The organism is Halalkalibacter okhensis, assembly GCF_000787375.1.
Lineage (GTDB): Bacteria > Bacillota > Bacilli > Bacillales > Bacillaceae_D > Halalkalibacter > Halalkalibacter okhensis.
In genome coordinates, this window is sequence record NZ_JRJU01000012.1 from 19,285 (window position 1) to 40,168 (window position 20,884).

Sequence of the window (20,884 nt, forward strand, 5' to 3'; positions counted from 1 at the left end):
CATGAGCCTCCTAAAGTCGGCTGCCGGTGCAAAGCAAGTTCGCACCTATGAAACCCACTCATAGCAGGCTTAAGACAAAGCAATGGTTCCGCTCATTGCTTAATGATCACTGAAAAAGGTAAAATCGTACCTTTTTCAGTAGTCTCTTTGATAGATCCTCTTTTTTTCGTTATTTTTATAAAAACGTTTGCGACAAATTGTGTTAAAATAAAAGAGTTCTAGTTATGGATGGAAAGTAGGTGACAGCGTGGCCAAAATCATTGCTGTAGCAAATCAAAAAGGTGGCGTCGGCAAAACGACGACGGCTGTCAATTTAAGTGCTTGTTTAGCGCATATTGGTAAAAGAGTTTTGCTTGTTGACATTGATCCACAAGGGAATGCAACAAGTGGAGTAGGTGTTGAAAAAGGTGATGTCGATGAGTGTGTCTATGATATTCTTGTCGAAGATGTTGAGGCGGTCGATGTGATCAAAACAACATCTGTGGAACGCTTAGATGTTTTACCTTCTACCATTCAACTATCAGGTGCAGAGATTGAACTCGTTCCAACGATTTCAAGAGAAGTCCGTTTAAAACGAGCTCTATCAACAGTAGCAGATAACTATGATTTTATTTTTATTGATTGTCCCCCTTCTTTAGGGTTGCTGACAATTAATGCCTTAACAGCATCAGATTCGGTTTTAATCCCTGTTCAGTGTGAATACTATGCACTAGAAGGGTTGAGTCAGTTACTAAATACAGTTCGTCTTGTACAAAAACATCTAAACACAGACCTTGAAATTGAAGGGGTCTTATTAACGATGTTAGATGCACGAACAAACCTTGGAATACAAGTTATTGAAGAAGTGAAAAAGTATTTTCGTGAAAAGGTGTTCGATACGATTATCCCTAGAAATGTTCGTCTAGGTGAAGCACCAAGTCATGGTCAACCAATTATTACGTATGATGCTAAATCACGAGGTGCTGAAGTATATCTAGATCTTGCAAAGGAAGTGGTAGCGAGTGGCGAAAGGGTTAGGTAAAGGGTTACAAGCGTTTTTTCCTGAACCGAATGAGGAGATTGTAGATCAAGTTGAACAAATTGCGGTGTCGCAGTTGCGTCCCAATCCTTATCAACCTCGAAAAACTTTCACAGAGCAAGCAATAGCAGAACTTGCTGATTCAATTGCTGAGCACGGTATTTTACAGCCAATCATTGCAAGAAAAAGCATCAAAGGCTATGAAATTGTTGTTGGTGAAAGGCGCTTTCGTGCAGCACAGAAAGCTGGACTAACGGAAGTTCCTGTTGTCATAAGGGAATTAGACGAGCAGAAGATGATGGAGCTTGCTCTAATTGAAAATCTTCAACGTGAAGATTTAAATCCAATTGAAGAAGCAGTTGCTTATGAAAAGCTAATGGAGCATTTGTCAATGACTCAAGAACAGCTTGCTGCTCGTTTAGGGAAGAGTCGACCTCACATTGCCAACCACTTACGCTTGTTGAATCTTCCGAAAGTCGTTCAGGAATTTCTTTCAGATGGAAAACTATCAATGGGACATGGACGAGCTTTATTAGGATTGAAAGATAAGCAGAAATTATCAGCTCTTCTTGAGAAAATATTAAAAGAGAAATTAAGTGTCCGTGAAGTGGAAGAGTTAGTTAATCAAATTAATGAGAAAGTTCCACGTGAAACAAGTCGAAAAAAAGTGTCGCTTACTCCTTTTTTAAAAAGTAGGCAAGATGTGCTTAGAACTCGTTTAGGAACATCCGTATCGATTAAACCAGGTAAGAAAAAAGGCAAAATAGAAATTGATTATTTTTCAGAGGAAGATTTGGAGCGAATTGTTCAATTATTGAATGCTGAGGACTCCTTATAATATAAATAAGAAGGTTTAATATTCTACATGAAATACAAGAAAGTGGAAACTTGTTGCTTCTTGTATTATCGTAGGAGAAGGTGACTTACCTAAAGTCACCTTCTTTTTCTATGATTGACTATTAAGTTGAATTGATTTACGGTTACTTGATTAACAAAGGAAAGGAATAGAGGAAATGATATATTTTGATCATGCTGCATCATCATATCCAAAGCCAGAACAAGTGGCATTCGCTATGCATGAGGCTGTGACTAGCTATAGTGCAAATCCTGGTCGTGGTGGCCATAAGCTGGCTGAACAAGCGGGAAATGTGATCGAACAGGCGAGAAAAAAAATAGCAACATTGTTTCATGCGCCAAGTAAAAAACATGTTTGGTTTTATCAAAATGCAACCATGGCACTTAATCAAGCGATCCTTGGTTTTCCTTTTCAAGAAGGAGATCATGTTGTAGCAACGATGTTTGAACATAATTCCATCATTAGGCCACTTGAAAAACTTGTTTTAGAAAAAGGCATTTCAATTACATATGTTGAGCCTAATGAAGAAGGGATTATTGATGTTAGGCAGTTTGAGGATGCGCATACTGAAAAGACACGTATGGTTGCTATTTCTCATGCGTCCAATGTAACAGGGGCGGTCGTCTCCATTAAAGATGTTGGAAAGTTTGCTAAAAAAGAAGAGATTGTCGTATTGCTCGATGCTTCTCAAACAGCTGGAACGATCCCGATCGATATGGAGAGTGATGGGATAGACTTATTAGCTTTTGCCGGACATAAATCTTTATTAGGACCACAAGGAACTGGGGTTTTACTATCAAAAGGTGATTATAATCTATCTCCACTAGTTGTAGGAGGGACAGGCAGTCAATCTGAGCTTCTTCATCAACCACAAAGTTGGCCTAATCGGTACGAGGCTGGTACGTTGAATACACCGGGAATTGCTGGTCTAGCAGCTGGAATCGATGCAGTAATTGAAATGGGGATAGAGGCTATATGGGAACATGAAAAAGAACTTATGGATCACTTCATAAAAGGACTTGCTGGTATTTCAGGTGTGACTAGCTATGGACCATCTGATTTATCTAAGAGAGTTGCGGTCATTCCTTTTGAAATAGAAGGGATTGCTAGTCATGAAGCTGCGATGATCTTAGATGAACATTACCAGATCGCTGTCCGAGCTGGAATGCACTGTGCTCCTAAAACTCACGAAACATTACAGACAAGTGAGAATGGGCTGGTTCGCGTGAGTTTCGGCCCCTATAACACGATCAAAGAAGTAGATACACTTTTGGAAGCTATAGAAGAGATTAGACAAGCATTTTTGTAGAGGAGAAGAGAGAATGGTTTTAACGGGGACACTTGTAAACGGCCTTGCTATCGTAGTAGCTGCAGTTGTAGGCTTATTAGTTCGTAACATACCAGAAAAAATGAAAACAACGACAATGCAGGGGATTGCACTTGCTGTGGTCGTTTTGGGAATTGGAATGACGCAAAAAAGCGAGCAATTTCTTATTGTTATTGGTAGTCTTGTTATTGGTGGAATCATAGGAGAGCAAATTGATATAGAAGAACGCCTAAATCGCGTAGGTGCCTGGATTGAGACGAAAGTAGGGGCAAAGGAAGACGGGGCGGTAGCAAAAGCTTTTGTTACAGCAACTTTGATTTATGTTGTTGGTGCGATGGCTATTCTTGGTGCATTAGACAGTGGGTTACGCGGTGATCATTCAGTTCTTTACACTAAATCATTGCTTGATGGCTTCTCAGCACTTATTTTCACTTCAACGTTAGGGATTGGCGTTATCTTTTCAGCAATCCCAGTTGTACTGTATCAAGGGGGAATTGCTCTTCTTGCAACACAAATTAACCAATATGTACCGACAGTGTTAATGGACTCTTTTATTGTCGAGATGACAGCGACTGGTGGGGTCATGATTATTGCCATTGGTTTAAATATATTAGGGATTTTGAAAATACGAGTAGCGAACTTATTACCTAGTATTCTAGTTGTAGCAGTGTTAGTTACAGCTATGTATTATTTTGCTTAAATCTATGAAACTCCACTGTAGACTAAACAAGGCCACTGAAAAAGGTACGATTTTTACCTTTTTCAGTGGCCTTTAAGTCATGCAAAGGTGTGAAGCCATTGCTGTTTCCTCGCCTTTCTACAGAGGGGTTTCATTTTTGGATCGTAATAATATTTGTGGCTTTAAACGTAACGATTGTAAAAGAGATGGAGTGGCAACTTGTTCAGGAAGACGTTGATCCGCTGCAATAATCGTCTTTGCCATCGTTTCGGCCATTTGCATCACCGTATGCAACCGAGTATTTTGCAAAACAAAGTATTCCATCATCCCGCCGATGTTCACAATACCTGTCATATGAATGTCACCAATAGAAGGAAGTTTCTTTTGAACAGCCGCACCTGGTTGGACAGGGCCATCAGCAAGGGCAATTTTGCCAACGCTGTTCATTCTGCCAAGGCACGCATCAATGGCTAAAATAAACGGGCGTGAATGGTTATCTTTAATTTCTGCTAACCGATCCTCTAGATTGACCGCGTGAACAGGATTTTTTAATGTTCCATAAACATGAAAGCGTTTCAAATGAGCATCTTCTAATTTTGTTCCAATCAATGGGCCTAATGAGTCCCCAGTAGATCGATCGGTACCAATACACACAATGACGAGGTCACGCTTACTATGAATTTCTGTCATGTTAACTAGTTGATCAGATAATTGCCTAACCGCTGTTTCTTCTTCCATATGCACACGCATGGATGAACTTTTTTTTCCAAACAGACGATGGTTTGTACTCATAACCTCGCCTCCTTTGCCATAGTAGTAACAGTATACGGAACTTTTTTCCTTTCTATACATAAAGAGTTCACATAATCTAAACAGATGTGTTGATTAAAACAGTTGAGTTTCACTTAGTAGAGGGCGAGGAGAGGATTTTATATGTGGGGAAATGGCTTAAAGTGGATGTTTCTTATAATAGGTACAATGATAGGGGCTGGCTATGCTTCTGGTAGGGAGCTTTGGGAATTTTTTGGTGCTGAAAGTGGACTAGCAATTATCTTATTTGCCATTCTATTTATCATTTCAGTAAAAGTCATTTTAAATATTAGTTATATGAATCAATCAAAACACTATTTGCCAGTTCTGCAAGTGTTAATGGGAAAACGCTTGTCCCAAATGTATGACATTATGATTATCATTTATTTATTTTCGACAACGGTCATCATGCTCGCTGGAGGTGGAGCAACGCTAGAAGTCATTCATATTCCTTATTGGCTAGGCACTCTAATCATTGGTGGATTGGTGGTCGTTCTCTTTTTGTGGGATACGAAGGGAATGACATCAATGAATGCATTTATTATTCCCATACTCATCGTGTTTTTAATTGCGATATTAGTAGCATTTCAGTATCTTAAAGGATTTCCGATTGAGTTTAAGATTGATGCGCAGCATAATTGGCCATCTGCCTTAACGTTTACAGCGTTAAATATCTTGCCACTCATTGCTGTTCTTGGTGCAATCGGTCATGAAATTAAACATAAGGGCGAAATGTGGATTGCTTCATTAGGTAGTGGGATTATATTAGGCTCGATTTCCTTTTTATATAACGAATCATTGCTGCAAGTAGCTAGTGATATTATGTTATATGAAATCCCGCTTTTTGCCATTTTAAAACACTACCCTTATTTTATGATGTTAATCATGTCAGCACTATTATGGCTTGCCATTTATACGACGGCAGCAGCTGGAGTATTTGGGTTGTTATCTAGGATGAGGGCATGGGTAAAGGGACCAGCCTGGTTAATCGCCTTGTTTCTCATTGCAATTATGGCACCGTTAACGACATTCGGATTTTCTACCCTTATTTCAATCCTTTACCCGCTATATGGTGTGTTAAATCTGTTCGTTCTAGCTTCGATCTTACTCTATCCAATTATGAATCATAAAGCACTGTAATTAAATTGTTTGTCAGAAAGAATTGAATAGATAAGTTTTGTTAAAGAACCTGTTATGAGAACTTATTCGTAGCAGGTTTTTTATTTATACTATCTCGCAAAAAAATTTTATTGTGAGATTTTATTAGGAAGATAGTACCGGCATGAAAATGATTCTGTTATACTAGTTTGTTATAAATACTAGATTAACAGAAAGGAAAATGAGCAGATGTTTAAAAAAATCCAATCAAAAGTAATGGCATTAATCACCATTATATTAATGGTGGCAATTGTAACAGTTTCCTTCATTACCTATTCACAAACGAAGAATATCATTGTAAGTAGTACAGAACATGAGGCAAGCAATGTTGTTCATGAGATTTCTAGGTTTACAAGTCAATATCTTCAACAATTCTCTAATCAATTACTGTTATTTAGTGAAGATAATAGAGTAATCGAGTACATAATGGAGTTAAAAGAAGAAACAACAGCGTTAAATGGACGTGCTGTTACGGATGGATTTTTAAGCTATACAGAGTTAAATGAAAGCATCGAATTAGTCTATATCGGTACGGAAAATAAAGTAATGGACGTAACGCCAAATGTAACCTTGCCTGATGACTTCGATCCAACAAGTCGTCCGTGGTATATTGCTGCAAAAGAGAGTCCAAATGAAGTCATTTGGACTGAACCCTATGTCACTCAAGATGAAAGTGGAGAAATTGTCGTAACGGCAGCAAAAGCTGTGTTGGACCCAGCGACTAACCATGTGTTAGGTGTCATTGGCTTTGATATTACATTAAACGCATTAACGGCGATTATTAATCAAGTTGAAATAAATCATCAGGGATTTGCAGGTCTTTTTGACCCAGCAGGTACGGCGCTTGTTCATCCTACACATACAGGGGAAGACCTTTCAGAAAACGAAACAATACAACAAATGATCCAGGGCGGCGAACATGGGTATATTTCCTCCCATTTTGATGGGGTGGACCGTTTTATGTATTATAGTACGATTCCAGAAACCGGTTGGCTTATAAATGCTGTTTATGATCATGATAGTATGTTTGCTCATTTGTATGATTTACGCAATAAAATTGCTCTCATTTCTCTTGTTTTACTCGCTCTTTCCTTAGCTATAGCCTATATGGTTTCTAGCAATATTACGAAGCCTATCAAGCAATTAAAAACGCATGTGAGCAAAGTAGCATCAGGAGACCTTACTGTTAAGGCTTCGCTAAAAGCAAAGGATGAAGTTGGTCAATTAACGAGTGATTTTAATGAAATGGTTAGTCAAATGAAGAGTTTGATTGAATCAGTCCAACAATCAGCCAACGAAGTAAATGATTCAGCAGGAAGTCTAAGTGCTCTTTCAGAAGAGACGATTGCATCAAGTGAAGAAGTTTCTTCAGCCGTTGCCGAGATAGCAAGTGGCTCTAGTAAACAAGTTGATGATGTGGATGATACAAAAAATCGAACATTAGCCTTATCAAATCAAATTGAAAAAGTGACACGCGAAACATTTGAAATGGAGCAAATTTCAAAATCGACAAAAAAAGTTAGTGTAAGGGGAACGGAAAAAGTAGCAACATTGCAAGAAAAAACAATAGAAGCAAACCGAGTTCTACAAAATGTGGAAGAAGTGGTTTCGGGTTTATATAGTAAGGTTGCCGAAATTGAACAGGTTATGGGAACGATTAATGGCATTTCAGAGCAAACGAATTTACTCGCATTAAACGCAAGTATTGAAGCAGCAAGAGCAGGTGAACATGGAAAAGGGTTTGCTGTTGTCGCATCAGAAGTTCGAAAGCTAGCAGAGCAATCGTCCAATGCGACAGTTGGAGTGAGCGAAACCATTAGCGGCATTATTACGCAATCTGAAAAAGTAAGAGCAGAACTTAGCAAAACAAATGAAATATTCCAGCTGCAAACCGAGGCTGTCCATGATACTCAGTCATCCTTTGCCCAAGTAGTCTCGTCTATAGAAGAGATTGTTTCATCTCTTTCATTGATTCGAACTGAAGTAGAAACAATGACTACGCATAAAGATATGGTCGTCGATAGTATGCAAAATATCGCAGCCGTTGCTCAAGAGGCATCAGCATCAGTAGAAGAGGTAAATGCAGCAAGTGACCAACAAGTAGATGCGTTAACTCAAGTGGCAAGTTCGGCTGAGCAGTTAAACCAATCAAGTTCTAAGTTAATGGAATTAATTAAGCAATTTAAAGTGAAGTCATAATTAGTAGACGTTTCTCGACTCAGGTGGATGTTTTCGTGTATAATAACAACCATTAAAAGGCTGGTTAAAAAGGGAGGCATCCTGCATGATGAATAAAGAGTTTGCTCTCCATGATGTTGTAGAGATGAAAAAGCAGCATCCTTGTGGGGAAAATCGTTGGAAGATCATTCGGATGGGGATGGATGTCCGTATTAAGTGCCTCGGTTGTGAGCATAGTGTCATGCTTCCTCGAAAGGATTTTGCAAAGAAACTTAAAAGAGTAATAGAGCAAGGGTCGTAATAAAACAAGGCGATTAATAGGTATGCGTGCCTAGATTGCCTTGTCTTTTTATTGTGTAATCACTATAATTGGTATGGTTGAAAAGGTTTTATCATAAGAAATGTGCACTTATACTGTGGTATGTTCATAAATAGAAGAAGGAAGTGAGTATTTTGGCTTTAACAACTGGAATCGTCGGTTTGCCAAATGTGGGAAAGTCGACGTTATTTAATGCAATTACACAAGCTGGTGCTGAATCAGCAAATTACCCTTTCTGTACGATTGATCCAAATGTAGGAATCGTTGAGGTACCTGATGTCCGCTTGCAAAAGTTAACGGAATTAGTTGAACCGAAAAAAACCATTCCAACGGCATTTGAATTCACTGATATCGCAGGAATCGTAGAAGGAGCAAGCAAAGGAGAGGGCCTTGGAAATAAGTTTCTTTCACACATTCGTCAAGTAGATGCGATCTCTCATGTTGTTCGTTGCTTTGCTGATGATAACATCACTCACGTTTCTGGAGGCGTAAATCCGATTCGTGACATCGAAGTCATCAACCTTGAGCTAATCTTGGCTGACCTTGAATCAATTGAAAAGCGTATCACACGTGTTGCTAAATTAGCTAAGACAAGAGATAAAGAGGCCGTCGCTGAGCTTGAGGTACTTGAGCTTCTACGTGATGCGTTTGAAAATGAAAAACCAGCACGCAGCGTTGATTTTACAGATGAACAGCAAAAGATTGTTAAAAACCTTCATCTGCTTACGAGTAAACCTGTCTTATATGTAGCAAATGTTAGTGAAGAAGATTTACTTTCACCTGATGATAATGAGTATGTGAAGCTAGTAAAAGAGTTTGCGGCAGCAGAAGGCAGTCAAGTTATTTTGGTTTGTGCCAAAATTGAATCAGAAATTGCTGAACTAGAAGGCGAAGAAAAGCAAATGTTTCTTGAAGAGTTAGGGATCAAAGAATCAGGACTTGATCAATTGATTCGTGCAGCATATGACTTACTTGGACTACAAACGTACTTCACAGCAGGTGTCCAAGAAGTACGAGCATGGACATTCCGTAAAGGAACAAAAGCTCCACAAGCAGCAGGAATTATCCATACAGACTTCGAACGCGGGTTTATTCGTGCAGAGGTCGTATCATACGATGATTTAGTCGACGCAGGAACCATGGCCGTCGCCAAAGAAAGAGGAAAAGTACGCCTAGAAGGAAAAGAATACATCGTCCAAGACGGAGATGTCGTCCACTTTAGATTTAATGTATAAGAGCAACAAGAAAAAGGCCGGTCTTTGGCCTTTTTCTTGTTGCTCAAAGCAATGAGCGGAGCCGCCGTAAAGGTCTTAAGCGTTTTGAGTGCTCTTCTCACAACGCGCACGGCGAGCGGAGCCATTGCCATCACCCGAGTGGGCTAGGGAGGGGTTTGATAAAAAAGGCCGGTCTTTGGCCTTTTTCTTGTTGCTCAAAGCAATGAGCGGAGCCGCCGTAAAGGTCTTAAGTATTTTGAGTGCTCTTCACAGGAACGCGCACGGCGAGAGAAGCCATTGCCATCACCCGAGTGAGCCAGGGAGGGTTTTGAGATCGTTGAAGAACCCTATTTTCAAGGATACATGGATCCTCATTCCGCTATTTTTCACAAAACCTAGGTTTGAACCATGCTTTCGGATCCTGGTTCCGTTAATGGGGCATTTCCGCCTTTACATTGATAGTTTTTGGCCAGTTAACGGAATCAGGATCCCTTTTAGACCTCTTGGAGCAGCAATTCAGCATTTTAGCGGAACCAGGATCCGATTCGCTTATCTAATATCGGGTCTTACCTTGTTACCCAAATGCGATGTTAGCTGAATACCAAAAATATGCGAATCAAACTCCTGTTTGCACTCTATACCGGGCTCCTTATACAAACTTCCTTAACTCATTGTTCTCGCTTCCAAAATGCTTTGTATAAAATATAACAAGCAACTTGAGGGCTTTGAGCCACAGATAGTATAATGACTAAGAAGTTTCGAGTCGATTCTACATTTTAATTGACAAAATACAACATCCATTCAAAAACAGCTTGCAGAGGGAAATTCAGTCTGTTATAATCGATAAATGCGAGTGCAATGACTCATACTTTGAGTTAATGCTCCTTGCTCCAATTATGGAGCCGCTAGACCAAAAGGAGGTGGACCGGAATGCGTAAGTACGAAATTATGTACATCATCGCTCCAAACCTAGAAGAAGCAGCGACTAAGGAAGTTATCGAGCGTTTTAATAGCGTTTTAACTACAAATGGTGCTGAAATTGAAAAGGTTAACGAGATGGGTAAGCGTCGTTTAGCATATGAAATCAACGATTTTCGTGAAGGTTTCTACGTATTGTTAAATGTACAAGCTAACTCAGAAGCGATTGCAGAATTCAACCGTCTTATTAAGATCAACGATAACGTTATTCGTGTTCTTATTACAAAAGACGAAGAATAATTTATTTATGAAGTGGGAGGGGTTCGGATGCTGAACCGAGTCGTGCTAGTTGGGCGTTTAACACGCGATCCAGAACTACGTTACACACCAAATGGAGTAGCAGTTGCTAACTTTACATTGGCAGTAAATCGTCCATTTTCTAATCAACAAGGTGAGCGCGAAGCAGATTTTATTAACTGTGTTATTTGGCGCAAACAAGCAGAAAATGTTGCTAACTATTTAAAAAAAGGTAGCTTAGCAGGTGTAGACGGCCGAATCCAAACACGTAGCTATGACAACAATGAAGGAAAACGTGTCTTCATCACAGAAGTTATGGCGGAAAGTGTTCAATTCCTTGAGCCACGTGGAGCTAATTCTAACTCCAATCAAGGACAAGGAAATGATTACTTTGGTGGTGGATCTGCTCCTAGTGGGAATGACTTTGGAGGTAGGCAGCAGAACAATAATCAAAACCGTTCATCTGGTGGATTTAATGAGGATCCATTTGCAAATGACGGGAAGCCGATTGATATCTCGGATGATGATTTGCCATTCTAACGACCTCTCTTACTGTTCGTAGGAAAATAATGTGTTTGATAAATAATAATCTGAAAGGAGTGCTGTCTCATGGCTCGTCGTGGTCGTCCAAAGCGTCGTAAAGTTTGTTTCTTCACTGTAAACAAAATTACGAAAATCGATTACAAAGATACGGATCTTCTAAAACGTTTCATTTCTGAGCGTGGTAAAATCTTACCTCGTCGTGTAACTGGAACTTCAGCGAAGTACCAACGTCAATTAACAATTGCTATTAAGCGTGCTCGTCAAATCGCTTTATTGCCTTACGTTAATGATGTAAACTAATTATATATATAGAAAGCATGACAGAGACTTCTCTGTCATGCTTTTTTTGGTATATGGGTAGATACGTTCTTTAAAATCGTTTTACTGTAATGGCCTCACGCATTTTTTTAAGGGCCTTCTGTCCCTCACTTCCTCTCTTTAACAATATATTGACATATAGGGCGTCAATAACCGAAAGTTGTGCAATGCGTGATGAAAGGGCCTCAGAACGATAATCTGTTTCTTCAGAAACGGTAAAAAGCGAGATATCCACACCGGTACTAAGTGGTGATTTTGCATAATTGGTAATAGCAATCATCGTAGCACCGATAGATTTGACGACATTCAATGCTTGTAGCACTTCTTTGGTTGCTCCTGAATGTGAGATGAAAACAGCACAGTCGTTTTTTGTCATTTGTGACGCTAACATTTGTTGAAAATGACTGTCACTAACGGTTTGCACTTTGATTCCGGTGCGAATCAATTTATGGAACGCATCAAGAGCAATCAGGCTTGATCCACCACTTCCAAAAAAATAAGTTGTTTCCGCTGATACAATCGCGTCAACGGCTTGCTCAAGTTGTTCCTCATCTAAAACAACTAACGTGTCTTCAATGGTTTTCATATTTGATTTAAATACTTTAGAAGCAATTGCTTTCGCGCTATCTCCTTCATCAACACTTTCATGGATATCCTGTAATGGAGTTACAACTTCAGAGGCTAAGGCAATTTTCATGGCTTGATAGCCTTTAAAGCCAATTCGTTTGCAAAAACGAAAAACGGTTGAATCTGCGACATTTAAATCTTCAGCTAGTTGGTTAATCGATGAGTGAATAATTTTTGTAGGATTTATAAGAATATAATCAGCAATTTTCCTTTCGGTGACACTGAACCTAGGATATTGTGTACGAATGCTGACTAAGCAAGGCTGCTGTGGCTTGTCCATCTAAAACCTCCTTTGAAAGTGTTTTCGTTTATTATACTAAAATTTCCGTATAGAAAAAATATTTTTTTGTTATCGTTTACAAAAAGAAATTTTTTTCTTATAATGAACTTTATTAAGAAATAAATTTCTTTAAACGTCAGGATGATGATATGCAAGGAACGATAGAACAATAGGAAGTGGAAAGCTGATCCCTATTAAATTTAATACATAAGGAAATGAGTATGGAATGATGCAAGCGATTGCAAAGTTTTACATAAGAGGCTGATATTAAAGGAAGCTAGGCAGTGAATAAAAGTAATCTAGTAATCTAGGTTTTAGACATAATTAGAAACGGAGTGAAGCTAACATGACTAATCAATTATTAATTCTTATAGCACTGGCGGGAATATTTCTTCTTTTATTCCTAGTCATTCGTACAAAGCTGCATGCGTTTGTTGCTTTGCTATTAGTTAGTTTGATCGTTGGGATTCTAGCTGGGATGCCGCTAAATGAAGTCGTTGAGTCAATGCAAAGTGGTATGGGAGGTACACTCGGATTCGTCGCTGTCGTCGTTGGTTTAGGGGCGATGTTTGGTCAAATGCTAGAAGTCTCCGGTGGAGCTGAACGTTTAGCTAGAACAATGATTCAAAAGTTTGGAGAAGGAAGAGCTCAGTGGGCACTAGGGATTACAGGGTTTCTTGTAGCCATTCCTGTATTCTTTGATGTTGGTTTTATTATCTTAGTTCCGATTGTATACGGATTAGCGAAGAAAACGGGAAAATCCTTATTGTATTATGGCATTCCATTATTGGCCGGATTGGCTGTTACTCATAGTTTTATCCCGCCAACCCCAGGACCCATTGCTGTTGCTGATTTAATTGGAGCTGAAATTGGTTGGGTTATCTTATTTGGTGCGATTGCTGGTGTACCGGCGATGATTATATCAGGTCCGTTATTTGCTAAATATATTTCGAAAAGATTGCACATAGTTGTCCCAGATTACATGAATTTAGAAGAAGTAGAGTACGATAAAGAGCTACCAAGTTTTAAACTTATTTCTGCTATTATCTTAACACCATTAGTTTTAATTTTATTAAATACGTTTTCAGGGTTTCTCTTAGAGGAAGGGCATATTGCTAGACAAATCTTTACCTTCCTAGGACATCCGTTTGTTGCTTTAACGATTGCGACATTGCTTACATTTACTTTTCTTGGTACGAAGAGAGGGTATTCACGTCAAGAGGTGCATGATATTGCAAATAAAGCATTGGAGCCTGCGGGGATTATTATTCTCGTAACAGGAGCTGGTGGGGTATTTAAACAAGTGTTAATTGATTCTGGTGTAGGTGATGTTCTAGGTACGATGATGGCCGGCTCTAATTTACCGCCGCTTTTACTGGCTTTCTTAATTGCTGCAGCTGTTCGAGTAGCACAAGGTTCCGCTACGGTTTCAATGGTAACAGCAGCTGGATTGATGGCTCCGTTGATTTCCATATTAAACCTTGAAGGACCGGTTTTAGGGTTAATGGTTATCGCTATTGCTTCTGGAGCAACCGTGCTGTCACATGTTAATGACTCTGGTTTCTGGTTAGTTGGTCGCTATTTTGGATTAACCGTAAAAGATACATTAAAAACATGGACTGTAATGGAAACGCTTATAGGGCTAGTTGGGTTAACTGTAGCGCTTATTCTTGGGATGTTTATTATTTAAAACAATAAAAAGGGGAAACCGGAGTGTGGTATTCCCCTTTCTTGATTGGGGAGTTACATAATGGCTAAATATATGATCGGTGTCGATATTGGCACAACAAGCACAAAAGCAGTTTTGTTTAATGAGGCAGGGAAATCAATCAGTCGCTTTGGAGTTGAATATCCACTTTATACACCTGAACCAGCTGTAGCGGAGCAGGATCCTGAAGAAATTTTTCAAGCTGTCCTAAAAGCGATTAAACATTGCTTAAAAGAGGCAACCGTCTCAGGAAGTGATGTTGGTTTTGTTTCATTTAGTTCAGCTATGCATAGTTTAATTGTTGTTGATCGTGATGGAAAACCAGTAACAAATTCGATAACATGGGCTGATAATCGGAGCGCAAAGTATGTAGAGAAAGTGAAAAATGAATATAATGGTCATGAGATTTACTTACGTACAGGGACGCCGATACACCCCATGTCTCCATTTGTGAAGATGGTGTGGTTAAAGCACGAACACCCCGAATTATTTCAAACTGAGAACAAATTTATTTCGATTAAGGAGTATGTGTTTTATCGTTTATTTGGTACATATGTGATTGATTACTCGATTGCCTCAGCTACGGGCTTATTTCACTTAGAGAACCTAGATTGGGATGAAGAAGCCTTGGCGATTGCCGGAGTCACAAGAGATCAATTATCTAAGCCCCTTCCTACAACAAAGAGTGTAATAGGGCTAAAGAAAACATATCAAGAAATAACCGGTCTGTCAGAGAACACCCCATTTGTCATTGGAGCTAGTGATGGAGTGCTATCTAATCTAGGTGTAAATGCCATTGAGAAAGGTGTAGTTGCTGTGACGATTGGTACGAGTGGAGCGATCAGAGCAGTGACAGATAGGCCTGTCACAGATCCAAAAGGAAGAACGTTTTGCTATGCCCTTACTGACGAGCATTGGGTTATAGGAGGACCTGTTAATAACGGCGGAATGATCTTTCGTTGGGTTAAAGAGGAACTAGCAAACGGTGAAGTAGAGACAGCTAAACGGTTAGGGATAGATCCTTATGAAATGTTGACAAATATAGCACAAAAGGTCCCTGCTGGATCTGATGGATTAATTTTTCATCCGTATATGACAGGAGAAAGAGCACCTCTTTGGAATGCCAATGCTCGCGGTTCTTTCTTTGGACTAGGGATGCATCACAAAAAAGAGCATATGATTCGAGCCGTTTTAGAAGGAATAATGATGAATTTATATAGTGTACTTCTTGCGCTTGAAGAGCTGATTGGTACACCTAAACGAGTTCAAGCAACAGGTGGATTTGCTCGTTCAGTCATGTGGAGACAGATGTTAGCTGATGTTTTTGACCAAGAGGTGACCATCCCTGAAAGCTTTGAAAGTTCATGTTTAGGAGCGGTTGTTCTTGGAATGTATGGCAGAGGGGAAATTTCCTCATTAGAAGAGGTAGAATCAATGGTTGGAGCGATTCACACTCATCAGCCTAATGCAGAAGCTACAAAAGCTTATCGAGAATTAATGCCTATATTTATTAGACTTCCGAGATTATTAGAGAAAGAATACGAAGTCATAGCAGGATTTCAAGAAAGGTCCAAAAATAAATGATGTACCATTTTTAAGAAGGCAGGGCTAGCATAGCTCTGTTTTTCTTTTGTTTTTGTCTGTATACGTTCTTAAGGAATGTCAAAGAGTTGTCATGATTCGCTGCTTGGATCTAGCCGGATTAGAGTCGGTGCTTTAATTTTAAGAGTAAGTGCGCTAAAATAGATCAAGGATCATTTGATTGAATTAGAAAGCGTTATTAGTTGAAGACGAGGTGTATTATGAAAAATACAAGAGTATTAACAGAAGGGGCGTTACTTGCTTCTTTGTTTGCAATACTTTTAGTTATTACTACTTATGTCCCGCTTTTGGGCATGATAACGGTGTGGGCATTGCCATTGCCGTTTGTTGTATATACGTATCGAAGAGGTCTAAAAGCAGGCTTATTGTTGTGGGTTGTGGCCTTCTTTTTAGCTTTTATTATTGGTGGGTTGGTGACGATTCCAACAGCCTTCATGTTTGGTAGTGGAGGGATCATTGTTGGGGAACTTTACCGTAGGAAGTTGTCGGGGTTTGGCGTTTTAATCGGAGCTGGTTTGGTTTATACCTTGAATGCGCTACTCCTATTCTTAGGTCTTGTTCTCATAATTGGGGAAAACCCAATGCAAATGGCAATTGATTTAACGAGAGAGCAAATGGAATTAGCTCAGTCGACATTAGGTTCTTTTGGACAATCTGGTGACCAACTTGAGCAAGCATTTGAATTAATAGACAATCTTGTTTATTTGGCTCCTGTGATGATTGTTGGAATAGGGATTACTCTTGGATTAATTACAAAGCTTATTAGCTATTTACTTTTGAAAAGGCTTGGTCATAAGGTAAGTCCGTTGCCTCCTTTTCGGGAATGGAGTTTTCCAAAAGCCTTTCTTTGGTATTATTTAATCATTTTAATTCTTGCGATGGTTGGAGCTGAGGAAGGAACAACGATGTTTATGGTCATTTGGAATTTGTTCCCGTTGCTTGAAATCATTATTGCCATTCAAGGATTTGCAGTGATGTTCTATTATTTCTATCAAAAGAAGGTAACAACCGTCGTTCCTGTTCTTATTCTTATTGGCGCAATTTTGGTGCCACCATTATTGTATATCGTTCGAATCATTGGAATCATTGATTTAGGTTTTGATTTACGAAAGCGTATTTCAGACCAGAAAAAGTAGGAGCTGACATTATGCCAAAGTTTTTATTGAAACGGTGGCACGGCTACCATATTATAACTTTATTTGTCGCAGCATTTTTGTTTGTTAGTATACTAACTTGGTATCAATGGCAACTTGGAGTAATTGGATTCTTAATATTAGGAGCCATTGCCATTTATACAATTCAAGCTAGAATCTACTTTGAACGCGACTTAGAGAAATATATTATGACCCTCTCATATAGGGTATCAAAAGCTGGCGAAGATGCTGTAACGAAGATGCCTATTGGGATTATGCTCTATAATGAAGACCAGAAAATTCAATGGGCTAATCCGTATGTATCTTCTGTGATTGTGACAGATGTCATCGGTAAACAAATTGAAGAAGTGAGTGAAGAGCTTCAAACTTTGTTGGATGATGGTGTGAAAAATGAAACAATTAAAATTGGTGATTTGGTTTTTCATGTATCCATTGAGGCGGATGAACGACTCATTTATTTCTTAGATGTAACCGAGAAAGAAGAAGTAAAAGTGCTCTTTGAAGAAACACAAACAGTTGTCGCATTTATTTTTCTAGATAATTATGATGAAGTAACGCAAGGAATGGAAGATCAACTGCGTAGTCGTTTAATGAGCCAGGTGACATTGACATTGAACAATTGGGCAAATGAAAAACAAATCTTTTTACGTCGTACGGCATCCGATAAATTCATTGCGATTATGAATGTAAAAGTGTTAAAAGAGATCGAGAAGAATCGCTTTGATATTCTTGACCAAATCCGTGAGTTAACAGGAAAAGAGAAGGTACCTATTACATTAAGTATTGGAGTAGGGACTGGAGAAGATTCTTTAAGAGAGCTAGGGTTGCTAGCTCAATCTAGTTTAGACTTGGCATTGGGACGAGGCGGCGATCAAGTTGCTATTAAAAGAAAGAACGGGAAAGTAACGTTTTACGGTGGGAAATCCAATGCACTAGAAAAACGGACAAGAGTGAGAGCGCGTGTGATTTCACATGCGCTGCGAGATTTCGTTTTAGAAAGTGAACAAGTGTTTATTATGGGTCATAAAAATCCTGACATGGATGCGGTAGGAGCAGCCATTGGTGTGCAAAAGATAGCGGAAGTAAATGAAACAGAAGGGTTTATTATCTTAGACCCTAATGACATTAATCATGATGTTCAAAAGCTGATGGAAGAAGTGGAAGACCATGATGATTTATGGTCGAAATTTATTACGCCAACGGAAGCGTTAGATCAAATCACACCAGATACATTATTAATTGTCGTTGATACACATAAGCCATCTTTAGTCATGGAAGAGGCATTGCTAGGGAAGGTAGAACGCATTATTGTTCTAGATCATCATCGTCGCGGCGAGGAATTTATAAAAGACCCAGTCCTTGTTTATATGGAGCCATATGCCTCTTCAACAGCAGAGTTGGTAACGGAGTTGTTAGAATACCAACCGAAAAAGTTGAAGATGGACCGGTTAGAGGCAACGGCACTTTTAGCTGGGATTATTGTTGATACGAAGAGCTTTGCGGTAAGAACGGGCGCACGTACATTTGACGCTGCATCCTTTTTACGTTCGAATGGCGCAGATACCTCGCTCGTTCAACGTCTTTTAAAAGAGGACTTGGACCATTATGTAAAGCGTGCTAAATTAGTAGAAAGTGCCGAATTTTATCGCAATGGGATTGCCATTGCGACAGCTGGTGAAGAAGAAACATATAGTCAAATTATTATTGCTCAAGCCGCAGATACCTTGCTCACGATGAAAGGGATCGTTGCATCATTCGTTATTTCTAAACGAAAGGATGGCATGATTAGCATAAGTGCTCGTTCTTTAGGAGACGTAAATGTCCAACTAGTCATGGAGAGAATGAATGGTGGAGGGCATTTGAATAACGCTGCTACACAACTAGAGGGTGTGGCAATGACTGAAGCAAAAGAACAATTACAACATGCTATAGATGATTACTTAGAAGGGGGAAAATAATTATGAAAGTTATCTTTTTAGCAGATGTGAAAGGCAAAGGAAAAAAAGGGGAAACAAAAAATGTTTCAGAAGGGTATGCAAGAAACTATTTGATTCCGAATCAATTAGCTGTTGAAGCTACTCAAGGGAATTTAAAAAACCTAGAAGCACAAAAAAAGAGCCAACAGAAAAAAGCGGATGAGGAACTTGATCAAGCAAAAGCGTATAAAGAAGAGCTAGAGGCGTTAACGATTGAAATTAAAGCTAAATCAGGTGAAGGTGGACGCTTATTCGGTGCGATTTCGACAAAGCAAATTGCGGAAACATTAAAGAAAATGAAGAAAAAAGTGGACAAGCGCAAAATTATGCTTGATGATCCAATTCGTGCATTAGGCTACACAAATGTCCCAATTAAGATCCATCCAGAAGTAATTGCAACTGTGAAAGTGCATGTTGTTGAGGAAAAATAAGTGTTTGATGAGGGTGTCCTAGGAATGGACACCCTCTATGCAATGACAATCGTTAATCTAGGAGAGGAGAGAGAGCATGAGTGACTTGTTTGCAGATCGTACACCACCTCAGAATATTGAAGCAGAGCAAGCAGTCTTAGGTGCTATTTTCTTAGCGGATGAAGCGCTTGTTACAGCTTCAGAACGGTTATTACCAGATGATTTTTATCGTGCATCTCATCAACGCGTGTATCAGGTAATGCTTGATCTTGCAGAAAAAGGTGAGCCTGTCGATCTTGTTACCGTAACTTCAGAGCTACAGGACCGGAAATGGTTAGAAGAGATTGGCGGAGTTGCGTATTTAGGGGATTTAGCGAATGCAGTACCAACGGCAGCCAATGTCGATTATTATAGTAGAATTGTGGAAGAAAAATCTGTATTACGCAGATTGATAAAGGTAGCAACAAATATTGCTGCAGATGGGTATGCAAGTGAAGAAGAAGTCGATACGATTTTAACAGAAGCAGAAAAAACCATCTTAGACGTATCACAACGAAAAAACACGAGTGCATTTATTTCGATTAAAGATGTACTCATCGAAACATATGATAAGATTGAAGAATTGCAAAATCATTCAGGTGAAATCACCGGGATTCCAACGGGGTTCGTAGAATTAGACCGGATGACGGCTGGATTCCAGCGCAATGATTTAATTATTGTTGCTGCTCGTCCATCCGTGGGTAAAACAGCATTTGCCCTAAACATTTCACAAAATGTCGCAACAAGAGCAGGAGAAAATGTGGCCATCTTTAGTTTAGAGATGGGGGCAAGTCAACTTGTTCAACGTATGCTTTGTGCTGAAGGAAATATTGATGCACAGCGGATGAGAACGGGTGCACTTACGTCAGATGACTGGCAGAAGCTAACGATGGCAATGGGCAGCCTTGCTAAAGCGGGTATTTACATTGATGATACACCAGGCGTAAAGGTCAATGATATTCGTGCAAAATGCCGGAGACTAAAGCAAGAACATGGCTTAGGTATGATCATGATTGACTACTTGCAGCTTATTCAAGGAAACGGCAAATCAGGTGAAAACAGGCAGCAGGAAGTATCGGAAATTTCCCGTACGCTAAAACAGATTGCCCGTGAGCTTGAAGTACCTGTTATTGCTCTTTCACAGCTTTCTCGTGGAGTAGAATCACGTCAAGATAAGCGCCCGATGATGTCAGATATTCGTGAATCGGGAAGTATCGAGCAAGATGCCGATATCGTTGCATTCTTGTATCGTGATGATTACTACGATAAGGAAACAGAAAATCAAAACATTATCGAAATTATTATCGCTAAGCAACGGAACGGTCCGGTTGGGACAGTAGAACTAGCCTTTGTAAAAGAATATAATAAATTCGTTAACTTAGAACGACGTCACGACGAAAGCAATATGCCACCAGGAGCATAACCATTTCAACCAAGATCCGCACAAGGCTGG

19 protein-coding genes are annotated in these 20,884 nt (G+C 39.4%); 17 read left to right on the forward strand and 2 right to left on the reverse strand.

Annotated elements, in window-relative coordinates:
- The first annotated feature begins 247 nt into the window (after nucleotides 1–247).
- From LQ50_RS10365 to LQ50_RS10380, 4 genes are all read left to right on the forward strand, one after another.
- The gene (locus LQ50_RS10365; protein ID WP_034628891.1) at nucleotides 248–1,021 is read left to right on the forward strand and encodes a ParA family protein; all 774 of its coding nucleotides are present in this window, start codon (nucleotides 248–250) and stop codon (nucleotides 1,019–1,021) included.
- A complete protein-coding gene (locus LQ50_RS10370; protein ID WP_034628893.1) occupies nucleotides 1,002–1,856 on the forward strand; it encodes a ParB/RepB/Spo0J family partition protein in 855 nt (284 codons plus the stop codon). Before LQ50_RS10365 ends, LQ50_RS10370 begins: the two co-directional genes overlap by 20 nt.
- 175 nt (nucleotides 1,857–2,031) lie before the next feature.
- On the forward strand, nucleotides 2,032–3,183 hold the full coding sequence (locus LQ50_RS10375) for an aminotransferase class V-fold PLP-dependent enzyme (RefSeq protein WP_034628894.1): 1,152 nt from the start codon (nucleotides 2,032–2,034) through the stop codon (nucleotides 3,181–3,183).
- Between the two features lie 13 nt (nucleotides 3,184–3,196).
- Nucleotides 3,197–3,901 carry a DUF554 domain-containing protein gene (locus tag LQ50_RS10380; RefSeq protein ID WP_034628895.1) on the forward strand — a complete coding sequence of 235 codons (705 nt, stop codon included), beginning with the start codon at nucleotides 3,197–3,199 and terminating at the stop codon, nucleotides 3,899–3,901.
- A gap of 117 nt (nucleotides 3,902–4,018) precedes the next feature.
- Here LQ50_RS10380 and yyaC read toward each other — a convergent pair whose 3' ends face one another.
- On the reverse strand, nucleotides 4,019–4,672 hold the full coding sequence (gene yyaC / locus LQ50_RS10385; RefSeq protein ID WP_034628897.1) for a spore protease YyaC: 654 nt from the start codon (nucleotides 4,670–4,672) through the stop codon (nucleotides 4,019–4,021).
- 141 nt (nucleotides 4,673–4,813) lie between these two features.
- Here yyaC and LQ50_RS10390 point away from each other — a divergent pair, with 141 nt between their 5' ends.
- The 7 genes from LQ50_RS10390 to rpsR all read left to right on the forward strand — a co-directional run bounded on the left by LQ50_RS10390 (nucleotide 4,814) and on the right by rpsR (nucleotide 11,617).
- Nucleotides 4,814–5,830 carry a YkvI family membrane protein gene (locus LQ50_RS10390; RefSeq protein ID WP_034628898.1) on the forward strand — a complete coding sequence of 339 codons (1,017 nt, stop codon included), beginning with the start codon at nucleotides 4,814–4,816 and terminating at the stop codon, nucleotides 5,828–5,830.
- A gap of 207 nt (nucleotides 5,831–6,037) precedes the next feature.
- Entirely contained in the window at nucleotides 6,038–8,047 is a 2,010-nt protein-coding gene (locus tag LQ50_RS10395) for a methyl-accepting chemotaxis protein (protein ID WP_034628900.1), read from the forward strand.
- A gap of 85 nt (nucleotides 8,048–8,132) precedes the next feature.
- A complete protein-coding gene (locus tag LQ50_RS10400; RefSeq protein WP_034628901.1) occupies nucleotides 8,133–8,327 on the forward strand; it encodes a DUF951 domain-containing protein in 195 nt (64 codons plus the stop codon).
- A gap of 152 nt (nucleotides 8,328–8,479) precedes the next feature.
- The gene (gene ychF, locus LQ50_RS10405; RefSeq protein WP_034628903.1) at nucleotides 8,480–9,580 is read left to right on the forward strand and encodes a redox-regulated ATPase YchF; all 1,101 of its coding nucleotides are present in this window, start codon (nucleotides 8,480–8,482) and stop codon (nucleotides 9,578–9,580) included.
- Between the two features lie 909 nt (nucleotides 9,581–10,489).
- Nucleotides 10,490–10,777: a 30S ribosomal protein S6 gene (gene rpsF, locus LQ50_RS10410; RefSeq protein WP_034628904.1), complete on the forward strand. Its 288-nt coding sequence runs from the start codon at nucleotides 10,490–10,492 to the stop codon at nucleotides 10,775–10,777.
- Between the two features lie 27 nt (nucleotides 10,778–10,804).
- Nucleotides 10,805–11,314: a single-stranded DNA-binding protein gene (gene ssb / locus LQ50_RS10415; protein WP_034628905.1), complete on the forward strand. Its 510-nt coding sequence runs from the start codon at nucleotides 10,805–10,807 to the stop codon at nucleotides 11,312–11,314.
- Between the two features lie 69 nt (nucleotides 11,315–11,383).
- Nucleotides 11,384–11,617, forward strand: a complete 234-nt coding sequence (gene rpsR, locus LQ50_RS10420) for a 30S ribosomal protein S18 (protein WP_034628907.1) — start codon at nucleotides 11,384–11,386, stop codon at nucleotides 11,615–11,617.
- 70 nt (nucleotides 11,618–11,687) lie between these two features.
- Here the strand turns inward: rpsR and LQ50_RS10425 are convergent, their stop codons facing one another.
- On the reverse strand, nucleotides 11,688–12,542 hold the full coding sequence (locus LQ50_RS10425) for a MurR/RpiR family transcriptional regulator (protein WP_034628908.1): 855 nt from the start codon (nucleotides 12,540–12,542) through the stop codon (nucleotides 11,688–11,690).
- Nucleotides 12,543–12,888: 346 nt separating this feature from the next.
- Here LQ50_RS10425 and LQ50_RS10430 point away from each other — a divergent pair, with 346 nt between their 5' ends.
- From LQ50_RS10430 to dnaB, 6 genes are all read left to right on the forward strand, one after another.
- Nucleotides 12,889–14,232 carry a GntP family permease gene (locus LQ50_RS10430; protein WP_034628910.1) on the forward strand — a complete coding sequence of 448 codons (1,344 nt, stop codon included), beginning with the start codon at nucleotides 12,889–12,891 and terminating at the stop codon, nucleotides 14,230–14,232.
- Between the two features lie 60 nt (nucleotides 14,233–14,292).
- Nucleotides 14,293–15,834, forward strand: coding sequence for a gluconokinase (gene gntK, locus LQ50_RS10435; RefSeq protein ID WP_034628912.1), 1,542 nt, complete (start codon nucleotides 14,293–14,295; stop codon nucleotides 15,832–15,834).
- A gap of 218 nt (nucleotides 15,835–16,052) precedes the next feature.
- Nucleotides 16,053–16,988, forward strand: coding sequence for a YybS family protein (locus tag LQ50_RS10440; RefSeq protein WP_034628913.1), 936 nt, complete (start codon nucleotides 16,053–16,055; stop codon nucleotides 16,986–16,988).
- A gap of 11 nt (nucleotides 16,989–16,999) precedes the next feature.
- Complete coding sequence (locus LQ50_RS10445) at nucleotides 17,000–18,964, forward strand: DHH family phosphoesterase (RefSeq protein ID WP_034628915.1); 1,965 nt, start codon at nucleotides 17,000–17,002, stop codon at nucleotides 18,962–18,964.
- 2 nt (nucleotides 18,965–18,966) lie between these two features.
- Nucleotides 18,967–19,413, forward strand: a complete 447-nt coding sequence (gene rplI / locus LQ50_RS10450) for a 50S ribosomal protein L9 (protein ID WP_034628916.1) — start codon at nucleotides 18,967–18,969, stop codon at nucleotides 19,411–19,413.
- Nucleotides 19,414–19,489: 76 nt separating this feature from the next.
- Entirely contained in the window at nucleotides 19,490–20,854 is a 1,365-nt protein-coding gene (dnaB, locus tag LQ50_RS10455; protein ID WP_034628917.1) for a replicative DNA helicase, read from the forward strand.
- Nucleotides 20,855–20,884 lie beyond the last annotated feature (30 nt).